This window comes from uncultured Pontibacter sp., from assembly GCF_947499215.1.
GTDB lineage: Bacteria > Bacteroidota > Bacteroidia > Cytophagales > Hymenobacteraceae > Pontibacter.
Map to the genome: position 1 here is coordinate 376,778 of NZ_CANMNI010000001.1, position 12,117 is coordinate 388,894.

Consider the following 12,117-nt stretch of genomic DNA (forward strand, 5'->3'; position numbering starts at 1 on the left):
AAAACGCCTCTCAAACTTCGGTTTGAGAGGCGTTTTGTTTATACCTGTTTTGAGTTTATACCTGTTCGCGCTTCGGTTCAACCGGCTCCTTCAAACCCAGCACCTCACTGGTCCATGCGCGCACCTCCCGTAGCAGCGCTGCTTTCTCCGCCAAGGATTCTCCATAGGAAGGAATCATCTCATTGAGTTTGTTTTGCCATTCCTGAGACTGCATCTTTTCGGGGAAGCAGCGCTGCAGCAGGTTGATCATAATAGAAACCGCCGTAGACGCGCCCGGTGAGGCACCCAGCAGGGCCGCTAGTGACCCATCGGCACCGGCAACTATCTCTGTCCCGAACTCCAGCACACCACCGTGCTTAGGGTCTTTTTTGATCACCTGCACACGCTGCCCGGCAACTTCCAGCTGCCAGTCTTCGCTCCTAGCCTCCGGGTAATAAGCGCGCAAAGCCTCCACCCGCTCATCCGGCGACTGACGCACTTGATCGATCAGGTACTTGCTGAGCGGTAGGTTCTTCGCTCCGGCAGCGAGCATGGGGTGCAGGTTGTTTATTTTGAGTGAAAGCGGCAGATCGAAGAAAGATCCGTTTTTGAGAAACTTGGTGGTGAAGCCGGCATAGGGCCCAAAAAGCAGCTCCCGCTTGCCGTTGATGAAACGGGTGTCGAGGTGCGGCACGGACATAGGCGGCGAGCCTACTGAGGCCTTGCCGTATACCTTGGCTTGGTGCTGTTCGATCACAGCGGGGTTGGTGCATTTGAGCCACTGTCCGCTCACCGGGAAACCGCCAAAGCCTTTTCCCTCTGGTATACCTGACTTGAGCAAAAGTGGCAGTGAGCCACCACCCGCCCCGATAAACACAAAGTTAGCCCTTACTTTGTGCTTTTCTCCGCTGGCACGGTGTTTCACCCGTATGCGCCAGCTGTTGTCCTCTTTCTGGCGAAGCCTGCGCACCTCGTAGCCAAAGTGCAGTGTAACCCCGTCCATTTTGCTCAGTTGCTCAAACATACAGCGGGTGAGTGTTCCGAAGTTCACATCCGTTCCTTGGTCCATGCGTGTGGCAGCTACCTTCTCGATCAAGTCGCGGCCTTGCATCACGAGCGGCATCCAGTTCTCCAACTCTTCCACATCCTCCGAATAAAGCATCCCCTCAAAAAGGTGACACTGCGTGAGCGCTGCATGACGTTTTCTCAGGAACTCCACATTGCCATCACCCCATACAAAACTAATGTGCGGTATGCTCTGAATAAAATTCTCAGGCAATTGTATATGCTCCCGCTGTATGAGGTAGGCCCAGAACTGACGTGAAATTTCAAAGGATTCCGCAATACTCACAGCCTTGGATGTTTCGATGGAGCCGTCCGCTTTTTCTGGGGTGTAGTTCAACTCACAGAAAGCTGCATGGCCGGTCCCGGCATTGTTCCAAGCATCAGAACTTTCTGCCGCGGCTTCCTCCAATCGTTCAAACACGGCAATCCGCAGATCAGGCTGCAGCTCCTTCAGCATCATACCCAATGTTGCGCTCATTATACCTGCTCCAATCAATACGACATCCGCTTCTTCAGGTAGTCTATCTTCAGTTTTCATATCGTCTTCTTATATAAGGATTTCACTTGCCTCTATACTACGTGACACGCTTCGCAGGAGATAATTTTTATAAATAATCCAGAAAATTCATCCAAAAAATAAGTGGGTGAACTTGTAGGATTTAAGGGTAACCTGCCGGCAATAATAAGTAAACAGCATTGTATCAAAACAAATAGGACCGTATAATAACAGGTTTAATGCAAAAACAATAATAACCTTGAACTCAGCTAGTTATAATTTGGTTTCCCTTCCATAGCTATGTTAAGCATGCTATTTCCTCGCACCAAGGAAGCCACAAAATCACTGACGCTGTTTGCCATCGGACATTGGTCCGAACCTAATTTGCCTCGGCAAGGGCCTAGATATTTTGAGATACATGAATAATTCGATTTTGAGCTTGCAAAAGCACCAGCTAAAGGACATAAAACAACCGGTTTACATTTCTGAACAGGAAATGTCGCCCGATTCGCTTTCTATCAGTTACTGCCCGCGCATAAAGTTTATGTATGCGCAATGGTCCAAAAGCATTTGTTCATTTGAGTTAAAACATGCCATTCGGTTACTGGCACGTGCTGCGGTACTGCTGCGAGCCGAATTAATGCTTATAGATGTGCCCGCCGTTTTTCACTTGAATGAAGAAGACCGACGCTGGCTGAGCTCTTTTGTGCGCGAGGCTATGAAAAAATCACCAATACGTCGGGTTGCCAGAGTTCTCCCTCAAGGAAAAGAGACTGTTGGAATAGTGCATAGCGTTATGGAATCGGTTGGGGACTTACCTTATGAGGCAAAAGTCTTTGAGGATAAGGAGAAGGCGAAAGACTGGCTTTTGGAGGGTTTGAACAGGCAAACGTTGGAGGATGAAACTTTCCGTATACCGCTTAATTTCAACATGAAGCTGATACGGACAGAGCTCTTGCGGCGCGGTAAAGCGCACGTTCCAGTAGCCCCTGCCCAAAGCGGACAACAGATTTCAGCGGCCACTACCCTTCCCGAACAGCTGCAAGTACGCACTGACTTCGTGTCGATTGCCATTGATCAGAGCAGTGGAATTATGAACATGCACTGGTTGCGCGTGCCGCAAAGTCGGCAGTACCGCTACGGTATATTGAAAGCGGTTCGTGCGGTAACGGAACACCGACTTAGCTCGTTCCTTCTCAACAACCAGCGCCTCGGCGTTCTTACCCTCGAAGACCAAGGCTGGCTGATTAACACCGCGCAGCACGTGCTCCCAAAAACTAGGCTTAAAAAATTGGCTATGGTGACGTCGCCGGACGCCCTGCAACAGATGAGCAGTGAAGCAATCAGCGGTAAACTCAAGCAGGCCAACCCACAACTAGAGACCCGCTGCTTTCTGTCGGAGGAGGATGCCAGAGAGTGGCTGCAATCAGACAGGTAGCCTATTTAGTGCGATCTGAATCAAACTATCGGTAGAGACACAGAGAATGTGGTTCCTACGTTTTCCTTGCTCTCCACCTGCACTGTACCGCCGCTGTTGTTAACAATGCGTTTAACGATGTAAAGCCCCACGCCGCTCCCCTGCACGTGTACGTGCATGCGCTTAAATAGCTGGAAGACTCTCTCCTGCTTTCCGGCAGGTATACCAAGCCCGTTATCTTGTACCGTCAACACAAAAAAGCCATTCTGCATACTGGTTCTGACATGGATTTGAAGCGTTCGGTCAGGTGAGCGGTATTTGATCGCATTACTGAGCAGATTGAGAAGAATGCTCTTGAAGTTCTTTCTCGAGAAGTTGAGCGTAGGCGCTTCTTGAGTATAGACGTGTATTTCGGCGCCAGACTGTTCAACTTCCGTTTTCAAAAGCTGCTGCACATCCGCAGCCAGTTGGACGACATCCAGTTCAGAGGCTTCCTGCTCCATGTTGCGCTGCAGACGGGCCACTTTAGTAAGGTCCTCTATCGTACTTTTAAAGCGCTCCACGGAGCGGCGGATATGCTCCAGTTCGAGCAGTGCCTCCGCTTGCTGCGGGTCTAGTGTCTCTTCAAGCAGGTTTACAAGTCCTTCGATGTTCAGTATAGGTGACTTGAGGTCATGCGAGGCCGTGTACACGAAAGTGTCCAGATCCTCATTCACTCGACGTAACTCCTCATTCAACGTCTGCAATTCCTCCAAGTGGGCAAGGGTGTGCTGTTGCGCCTCCGTGGCTGAAGTCACATCGTTGACGATGGCAATTTTATAAGGGGCATTGCTGTTGGCATCAATGTCACCTATGGAAATTTCCAAAAACTTGCGCGCTTCCCCTTGAACGAGTTCAAACGTGCGCTTGTCCTTGCTGTGGTAGCCGTCTGTAATAAAATCCTGTAGGGCATTTCGCTCCGGCTCCGAAAAATGGGCAGAAAATTGAATACCCAATATTTCCTTATCCGTAAGGCCCAGCAAACGCAGAATGTAGGCGTTCACATTGAGCACCGTACCATCCTTTCCTAGCAAGGCAGCTCCGATCGGGGCCTCATCGAGCACACGGGTCATGTAGCTAACCCGCACCTTCTCCATGTAGTTTGGAGAAAAAGACTGCAAGTGAGAACTGGAGGAGCGTATGCGTACGTAATTACGGCGCTGCTCTGTACGCTGCAGCGAATCCTCGATAATGGGTACCAAGCCCGCTCCCAATTCGTTAGAAACCGTCTGGATGGTTGGTCCTACAAAGGGTGCGAACTGTAGCGCCTGCTTTACTTTCTGATGGTTGCTCTTATCATTGATAATAAGAACAGAAATGCCCTTGTCCTTGGAAAAAGCCTCCTGCGCAAGACGCACCGGATTATCGCTCTCCTCCCCGATGAGTAGGGCTCCGCACGTTTGCAGGCTTACCGAGTTCCCCCTAATGGCGCTATCCGCAATGGCTTCGAGCTGAATGCCTTTAAGGTTTTCTTCAAGCAATTGCAAAGTGGCATTATGCAGGCCAGTGTGTAAGATAAGTGTCATACCTTCTCCTCAGACTAACTATCCAGAATAGGTTGATCAAGCAGCGCCCGCCCTAGCCAAGTGTATAGCAGATCGGTGGTTGGTGCCATTACGTGTGCGGCACGAGCATCGCGCAGCAGTACGTCGAGGCGGGAGTTGTCACGATAGGCAATGCCACCGGCTAGCGTCATGGCTTCATTCACCACATCCACTGCGCAATTTGCAACCTCCGCTTTTGCTGAAAGTATAGGCAGTACGGCACCCGGGTCACCCAAGTCGGCCTGCTCCGTGGCATGGTAGATTAATCGGCGGGTGCGTTCAATGTTGGCCCAAAGCGTGCCGACACGGTGCTGCAGCAAAGCCAGCTGCGAAAGCGACATGCCACTGTGGCGGTGCGTGCGGTCCATCAGGTGCTGCCGCACATTGTCAAAAGCCGCCTGCGCAATGCCCAGATAAGTACCCGACATGGCAGTCAGGAAGAAAGGGGCCACCACTTGGAAAATATACCACAATTGATCGCCACGGGCACCTAACAGGTTCTGGGAAGGCACACGCACATCATTCAAAGTCAAGCTTCGGGAAGAGTTGCCCCGCATGCCAAGCCCTTTCCACTCGGGTCCCCACTCCAAGCCGTGGCGGTCTTTCTCCATCACCACACACGAAAACTCATGTAGCGTAGCATCCGGCTCCACTCCCATGGTAGACACTACATAAGAGTCGGCCTTGCCACCGTTGGTCACAAAAGTCTTGCTACCACGGATTAAGTACTGCTCATCTGGCTCGACGAGCAATTGCGTCTGAGGGAAGTAGAAATGAGAGCCTGAACCGGGTTCGCTCAGTGCTAGTGTAGTAAGATGCTCACCGGCAGCAATCGGCTCCAGAAAATCCTTCTGCTGCTGCGGGGTGGCTTTGGCGCCAATTACAGCTGTACCAACGCAATGCATTCCAAAGCAAAGTGCCGTTGATGCGGAAACACCGCCAATGGTTTCGCAGGTCCGGGCCAAGGCATAGAGCCCCTGCCCCATTCCGCCCGCTTCACGTGACACGACCAATCCGGCCAATCCGTTGCGTTGCATGGCCCTGATGCTTTCCTCAGGCCATTTGGCCTCTTGGTCTACACGTGGCGCCTCCTCTGTCACGGTCGTCTGCGTAACCTGATTAACCAGTTGCAGAATCTGATCTAAGTTCATGTAAAGGGTGTAATATAATGCGTATGGCCTAAAGTAGATGCTACTTCAGATCTTTCACCAAAATTACCTATAAAATTGCGGGATCACTAATTTTACAGCTGCGAACTAGCCAACAGCACGCCCCAAAAGCGATACCCCACTTATTGACAAATTGCACATACTTCTTTTTGGAGATGAGGGTTTGGATATAAGTCTGCCTGCCGCTACCTGTCTGATGGTATCTGCTTTGTATTAAAATTCTGAAATAGAACCGAATAAAAAGCGTTACTTCGAAAGTCACTTTAAAAAGAGATATGTCCGGTAAAGGGATTTTGTCGTACTGCTTGTGAAACTCAGGCAAGGTATGGCGTGGTTATTGCCTAATTCCGGCTGCACCTGCCTTAGCAGGATAGAAACACTTACCTTATATGAAGCGTTTGCTTTTAAAGCTTTTAAGATTAATTGTATACGGCATTATCGTGCCCCTACTTACATTCCTCGGGACACAGTTCCGACTTTTCTTTGAGAGTCAGAAACCCAAATTCACGGGAGCCTATTGGCAGCAGAAATGGCAGACTTTGCGCCAGTACAACTGGAAAGAGCCCAAATTGTCAGACTTACGCATCGTGTTTCGTATGGCGCTAAAAGGGCTGCTGTTCGTGCTCTTGGCCTTTACGGTATTCTACTTCGCGGTTTACACTGGCTTTATCGGCGGCTCCATACCTTCCCGTGCAGAGCTCAAGGCCATTCAGAACAACACCGCCTCCGAGGTATACTCCACTGACAACGTGCTGCTGGGCCGCTACTACATACAGGACCGCACCAATATCCGCTACGATGAGATAGCCCCCGTTGCCATCGATGCGCTGATCGCCACGGAGGATGTGCGCTTTTACGAGCACGGGGGCGTGGATACGCGCAGTGTGCTGCGTGTGTTCTTCAAAACATTACTGATGCGACAGGAGAACTCTGGCGGCGGCAGTACGCTGAGTCAGCAGCTGGCCAAGAACATGTTTCCGCGCAAGAGTCACCGCCGCTGGGATATGCCCGTCACCAAACTGCGCGAGATGATCATCGCCCGAAAGCTGGAGAGCATTTACACTAAACAAGAATTGTTGGAGCTTTACCTGAACACCGTGCCGATGGGCGGCAACCTGTACGGCATCGAGCGTGCCTCCCGCCGCTTCTTTAACACCACCGCCGACTCGCTCAAAACAGAACAGGCGGCCGTGCTGATCGGTATGCTCAAAGCCACAACCAGCTATAACCCGCGATTATACCCGGAGCGCTCACTGCAGCGCCGTAACGTGGTGTTGGGCCAGATGGCAAAATACAACTACCTAACGCCTCAACAGGCTGATTCCCTTAAAGAAAAACCACTTAAATTAAACTATCACTACACCACCCATAACGATGGCTTGGCTCCTTACTTTAGGGAACAGCTGCGGCAGGAACTGGTAAACTGGGCAGCATCGCAGCGCAAGAAAAACGGAGAACCCTACAACCTCTACACCGATGGTCTGAAGATTTACACGACCATCGACTCGCGTATGCAGCGCCATGCAGAACAGGCTGTACGCAAGCAGATGGCCCAGTTGCAGCAGCAGTTCAACACACACTGGAAAGGCCGCACGCCATGGGGGAAAGATGCCTCTGTGATACAGCTGGCTATGCAGCGCTCCGACCGCTATAAAAAACTTAAGGCAAACGGCGTATCTGATGAGGAGGTCTTGGAAACTTTCAGGAAGCCTATACCTATGAATGTGTTCAGTTGGAGTGGCAACACGTCTAAGCCCATGAGCCCGATGGATTCACTGGCCTATTACCAGCGCTTCCTGAATACTGGTCTGTTATCCATGGAGCCGAGCACGGGCTATGTGCGCGCTTGGGTGGGTGGCATCAATCACCACGTGTTCAAGTACGACCATGTCCGGTCACGCCGGCAGGTGGGCTCTACCTTTAAGCCTTTTGTGTATGCCGCCGCGTTGGAAAAAGGAATAGCCCCCTGCACCTATTTCGCCAACGAACAGACGGTGTACCCAGAGTACGAAGATTGGTCACCCCGAAACGCAAACGGACAATATGGCGGTGAGTATAGCATGCGCGGCGCTTTGGCACAGTCCGTCAACACCATTTCAGCTCAATTAATCTTGGAGACAGGCGTGGACCGCACAGCGGCCTTAGCCAAACGCATGGGTATACAGCAGGACCTGCCGCAGGTGCCGTCACTTGCGCTCGGCACCGCCGACCTCTCATTGCTGGAGATGGTGAGCGCCTACGCCTCTTTCTCCAATGGCGGATACAGGGCCGTACCTGTTTACATCACCCGCATCGAGGACCGCGACGGGCGCGTGTTGCGCCAACACCACAATGGCAGTGATTCCCGCCGCGTGCTTTCCCGTGAAAACGCCGCGATTATGCTACACTTGCTGCAGGGCGTTGTGGAAGAGGGGAGCGCAGCCAAGCTGCGCACGCAGTATGGCTTGCGCATGGACATCGCCGGAAAGACAGGCACCTCACAAGAGCATGCCGACGGCTGGTTCATCGGTGTTACACCGGATCTGGTGACGGGGGTATGGGTCGGAGCGGAAAGCCCAAAAGTGCGCTTCCGCACCATAACCGAGGGACAAGGCTCTCGCACGGCGCTTCCGGTATGGGGTGAGTTTATGCGTCGGGTAGCACAGGATAAGACCTACGCCGATCTGCGCAACAGCCGTTTCGCTCCGCTCCCTGCGCACTTGCACGGCCTTTTGAACTGCGATTCCTTCCGGGAAGCGCCGCCAGAGCCGGAGAATATCTTCGATAGGCTAACGGAACGTGTGGTAAGGACCTATGAGGACTGGAAGAACCAAGCCAAGCGCAACCAAGAGAAGAAGCGCGAAAGAGACCAAAGGCGACGTGAGAAGGAACGGGAGAAGAGAGAAAGAGAACGTCGTATCCGCATTTTCTAAACACTGCTAAACTCCAACAACAGAATTCCTACAGATTTCGTCCTTATACTTCGGTATTATACCCTCTCGGATGAAACTGCTGATAATAGAAGATGAAAGCGCACTGAACGCCTCCATTGTAGCGTACCTGCAACAGGTTGGCTATACCTGCGAGTCGGCAGAAGATTTTCGGAAGGCTTGGCGCAAGATCGCTAACCAAGACTACGACTGCGTTATCCTAGACCTGACCTTACCCGGAGGAAATGGACTCGACCTGATTAGGTTACTGAAGACCAATAACCCAGAGGCTGGCATCATTATCATTTCTGCGAAAAATGCGCTGGACGATAAAATCTCAGGGCTGGAATTAGGTGCAGACGATTACCTCACCAAACCCTTTCACCTTTCTGAACTGAATGCACGACTCAGATCTGTTATCAGACGGCGCAACATAACCAGTCAAAAAGTTATTCAACTAGGCAGCTTGGAAGTATACCCAGAGTCTGCCGAGGCCTTGGTGGAAGGGCGAAAAATGACACTCACAAAAAAAGAGTTCGAACTGCTCCTCTATTTTGTATCAAACAAAAACCGCGTGCTAACCAAGGACTCCATAGCCGAGCATCTTTGGGGAGATCATATCGAGACGCTAGACTCGCTCGACTTCGTGTATACCCATATCAAGAACCTGCGCCGGAAATTAATTGAAACAGGAGCTGAAGACCCCATTCAGACAATTTACGGCATGGGTTACAAATTCAACTACTGATGCGCATTCTCACTAAAACCAGCCTGTACTACCTGATCGTTTCAATTGTTGTGTTCTTATTGGGCGGGCTCAGTTTCTACAAAATCCTACAGACGGAGATATATGACGAAGTAGATGATCAACTCTTCACGGACAAAGAAAACATAATCGAATATATTCGGCGACATAATGAACTACCCAATGTAACATCAGGCATCTCAGAGGCTATTCTGGTAAAAGAACACAGCGACCGGATCAAGGTAATTGAGGCGCTAACTGATACCCTCATCTTTAGCGCCTACGACGAAGAGTATATCCCTTTCAGGAAACTATCTTTCATAGCTTACCAAAATGGCAAGCCTTTTCAGTATACGATCCTTAAATCCCTGATGGACTTCGAGGATTTGTTTGAAAGTACCATGCTAGCTATGGCGTGGATATTCTTGCTTTTATTGATAGGGCTGGCGGGTGTCAACTACTTCGTGAACAAGTATACATGGCTAAATTTTTATGACACACTAGACAAGGCGAAGCGCTACAGTCTGACACAGCGTGAGCCGCTATACCTAAACCCCACAAAAACCCGGGAGTTTCAGGAGTTGAATGATGTTTTACAGGCCATGACCAAGAAAATTCACAATGACTACATTAACCTGAAGGAGTTCACTGAAAATGCCTCACACGAAATTCAGACGCCGTTGGCGATTGTTAACAGCAAACTTGAGCTCTTCATGCAGTCAGATAACCTGACACAGCAGCAGGCTTCCATGCTTGAGGAAATGCACGCATCGGTCAATCGGCTATCTCGTCTTAACAAATCGCTGATCCTGCTCACACGAATTGAAAACAGAGAGTTCAGTGAGACTGAAGAGCTTCCGTTGCATGAGGTACTTCTTGAGCAGATCACCCACCTGCATGATATAATGCAAATGCACGAATTAGCCTATCAAGTAACATCTCTTGAACCAACAACACTTTCCATTAACAGAGGTTTGGCCGAAGTGCTGCTTTCTAATATTCTTCTGAACGCTATTCGCCATAATTGCCCCAGTGGTACTATCTATGTTAGCCTAACGGCACAGGAGCTTTGCATCAGCAACACAGGCAAGCCGCTAGACAGCTCGCCAGAGCAAATGTTTGAGCGCTTTATGAGCGGGAACAAAGCCGCAGGTTCCTTAGGTATAGGCTTAGCTATAGTGAGTAAAATCTGTAGTTTATACAAATTGCAGCCTGCCTACAATTATACCGATGGGCTACATAAACTTTGCCTGCAACTCCCCAAAAAATATGCAAATAGTTTTTAGGGTTTCGTTCAGAAAAGGAAAAGAGCTTAGCAGTTTTGCAGCATTAATTATTCTTGGTCAGCTCATTCTTCAGATTTGCTTCAGATTCCCGCTGTATACTAGATCATACAGTACTTAAATCTAAAGCAAAATGATAAGTAAACGATATATACTGGCTTGTATACTCTCTTCCCTGACCCTGTTTAGCGCGTGTGATAATATTTGGCTGAAACGGGATGTGCCGGATGCTGTTAAGGTTGGGTTTATAGAGACCTATCCAAACATCAAACAAGTTGACTGGGACAAAGAGAATGGGCTGTATGAGGCAGAGTTTAAAATAAGTGGAAGGGAGCGGGTTGCGCTATTTCAAGAGGACGGAAAGCTTGTAAGCTATACAGAAGAGATTGATGAAGAATTTCTTCCGGGGTCGATACACGCTTACTTACAGCAGTATTATCAAAATTATAAAGTTGAAGAAGTACATCGCATACAGGCATCCGATCAAACTACATTCAAGGTAGAACTAGAGCAAGGCAGCAAGGAAAAAATACTGCAATTCACTGAATCGGGTGAGCTGTTAAGAGAATCTTCAGAAGCACCGCAGAAAGAACAGGTCAAACAAAATGCTTCTCTGATTCCACTCTCAAAAAACAATACGGTGCTAATGGACAAACTGGGCACACCTGACAATAGTTGGGAACTGCCAGCAGTGCTGCGAGAAGTGTCAGGTATAGCTTTACTGCCTAACGGTACGATGGCATGCATTCAGGATGAAGAAGGTAAAATTTTTATTTTTGATCTGGCTGAGAAAAAAACTACCAGAGCGGTCCCATTTGCCGGCCCCGGTGATTATGAGGCCATTTCGGTGGCCGATGGGGATGCTTACGTACTCCGCAGTGATGGCACTATTTTCGAAGTTTCGGATTTCGAGTATGAAAAACCAACGGTTAAAAGTTACAAAATTTCTTTGCCTGCGACCATCAACATGGAGGGCATGGCCTATGATGCGCAGCACAACAGGCTTTTATTAGCGCCCAAAGGCTATGACCCTAGAATAAAAGGACACAAGGCGATTTATATCTTCTCTCTGGAAACAAAAAGGCTTGAGGGCGATCCATTAATTAAAATCCCCTTATCTCAGGTGGCTGCTTCATCAAAAAAACGAAGGTCTGATTATGATGTATTGCAGCCGTCCTCGCTTGAAATAAACCCTAGCAACCAAGCGCTATACCTGCTTGATGCCGTAAATCAGCGCATCTATATGTTGGAGCAGGACGGTAAGCTGAGCAAAAGCCTTACGCTGGATAAAAAAATATTGCGTCAAGCCGAGGGGCTCACATTTGATGAAGACGGCGCCATGTACATAGCCAGCGAGGGAAGCAAAAAAGGAAAGGGAGTAATTTTGAAATATACCAACGGACTCCAGTAAGCTAATAAACAGGCATGCAACAGACTAATGCGAATTTCATGAAGCCATTGCCACTTCCTT

Annotated in this window: 8 protein-coding genes; 5 read left to right on the forward strand and 3 right to left on the reverse strand. The window is 49.5% G+C overall.

The window, feature by feature from the left end; all coding sequences use genetic code 11:
- Window positions 1-55 precede the first annotated feature (55 nt).
- Entirely contained in the window at window positions 56-1,582 is a 1,527-nt protein-coding gene (locus Q1A04_RS01655; RefSeq protein WP_299700302.1) for a malate:quinone oxidoreductase, read from the reverse strand.
- A 376-nt stretch (window positions 1,583-1,958) separates the two neighbouring features.
- Here Q1A04_RS01655 and Q1A04_RS01660 point away from each other — a divergent pair, with 376 nt between their 5' ends.
- The gene (locus tag Q1A04_RS01660; protein ID WP_299700303.1) at window positions 1,959-2,978 is read left to right on the forward strand and encodes a hypothetical protein; all 1,020 of its coding nucleotides are present in this window, start codon (window positions 1,959-1,961) and stop codon (window positions 2,976-2,978) included.
- A gap of 20 nt (window positions 2,979-2,998) precedes the next feature.
- Here the strand turns inward: Q1A04_RS01660 and Q1A04_RS01665 are convergent, their stop codons facing one another.
- On the reverse strand, window positions 2,999-4,522 hold the full coding sequence (locus Q1A04_RS01665; protein WP_299700304.1) for a PAS domain-containing sensor histidine kinase: 1,524 nt from the start codon (window positions 4,520-4,522) through the stop codon (window positions 2,999-3,001).
- A 14-nt stretch (window positions 4,523-4,536) separates the two neighbouring features.
- The gene (locus Q1A04_RS01670) at window positions 4,537-5,691 is read right to left on the reverse strand and encodes an acyl-CoA dehydrogenase family protein (RefSeq protein ID WP_299700305.1); all 1,155 of its coding nucleotides are present in this window, start codon (window positions 5,689-5,691) and stop codon (window positions 4,537-4,539) included.
- A gap of 407 nt (window positions 5,692-6,098) precedes the next feature.
- On the opposite strand from Q1A04_RS01670, the gene Q1A04_RS01675 reads away from it, so the two are divergent.
- The 4 genes from Q1A04_RS01675 (at window position 6,099) to Q1A04_RS01690 (ending at window position 12,057) form a co-directional block, all read left to right on the forward strand.
- Window positions 6,099-8,621, forward strand: a complete 2,523-nt coding sequence (locus Q1A04_RS01675) for a transglycosylase domain-containing protein (protein ID WP_299700306.1) — start codon at window positions 6,099-6,101, stop codon at window positions 8,619-8,621.
- A gap of 70 nt (window positions 8,622-8,691) precedes the next feature.
- Entirely contained in the window at window positions 8,692-9,366 is a 675-nt protein-coding gene (locus Q1A04_RS01680; protein ID WP_299700308.1) for a response regulator transcription factor, read from the forward strand.
- Window positions 9,366-10,649: a HAMP domain-containing sensor histidine kinase gene (locus Q1A04_RS01685; protein WP_299700309.1), complete on the forward strand. Its 1,284-nt coding sequence runs from the start codon at window positions 9,366-9,368 to the stop codon at window positions 10,647-10,649. The genes Q1A04_RS01680 and Q1A04_RS01685 overlap by 1 nt, the downstream gene beginning before the upstream one ends.
- Before the next feature lie 130 nt (window positions 10,650-10,779).
- Window positions 10,780-12,057 carry an SdiA-regulated domain-containing protein gene (locus Q1A04_RS01690; RefSeq protein WP_299700312.1) on the forward strand — a complete coding sequence of 426 codons (1,278 nt, stop codon included), beginning with the start codon at window positions 10,780-10,782 and terminating at the stop codon, window positions 12,055-12,057.
- Window positions 12,058-12,117: the final 60 nt, after the last annotated feature.

What these genes read in the sequence shown, in the direction of transcription:
- Q1A04_RS01655 (WP_299700302.1), bottom strand. Translation starts at nt 1,582, where the DNA reads ATGAAAACTGAAGATAGACTACCTGAAGAAGCGGATGTCGTATTGATT.
- Q1A04_RS01660 (WP_299700303.1), top strand. Translation starts at nt 1,959, where the DNA reads ATGAATAATTCGATTTTGAGCTTGCAAAAGCACCAGCTAAAGGACATA.
- Q1A04_RS01665 (WP_299700304.1), bottom strand. Translation starts at nt 4,522, where the DNA reads ATGACACTTATCTTACACACTGGCCTGCATAATGCCACTTTGCAATTG.
- Q1A04_RS01670 (WP_299700305.1), bottom strand. Translation starts at nt 5,691, where the DNA reads ATGAACTTAGATCAGATTCTGCAACTGGTTAATCAGGTTACGCAGACG.
- Q1A04_RS01675 (WP_299700306.1), top strand. Translation starts at nt 6,099, where the DNA reads ATGAAGCGTTTGCTTTTAAAGCTTTTAAGATTAATTGTATACGGCATT.
- Q1A04_RS01680 (WP_299700308.1), top strand. Translation starts at nt 8,692, where the DNA reads ATGAAACTGCTGATAATAGAAGATGAAAGCGCACTGAACGCCTCCATT.
- Q1A04_RS01685 (WP_299700309.1), top strand. Translation starts at nt 9,366, where the DNA reads ATGCGCATTCTCACTAAAACCAGCCTGTACTACCTGATCGTTTCAATT.
- Q1A04_RS01690 (WP_299700312.1), top strand. Translation starts at nt 10,780, where the DNA reads ATGATAAGTAAACGATATATACTGGCTTGTATACTCTCTTCCCTGACC.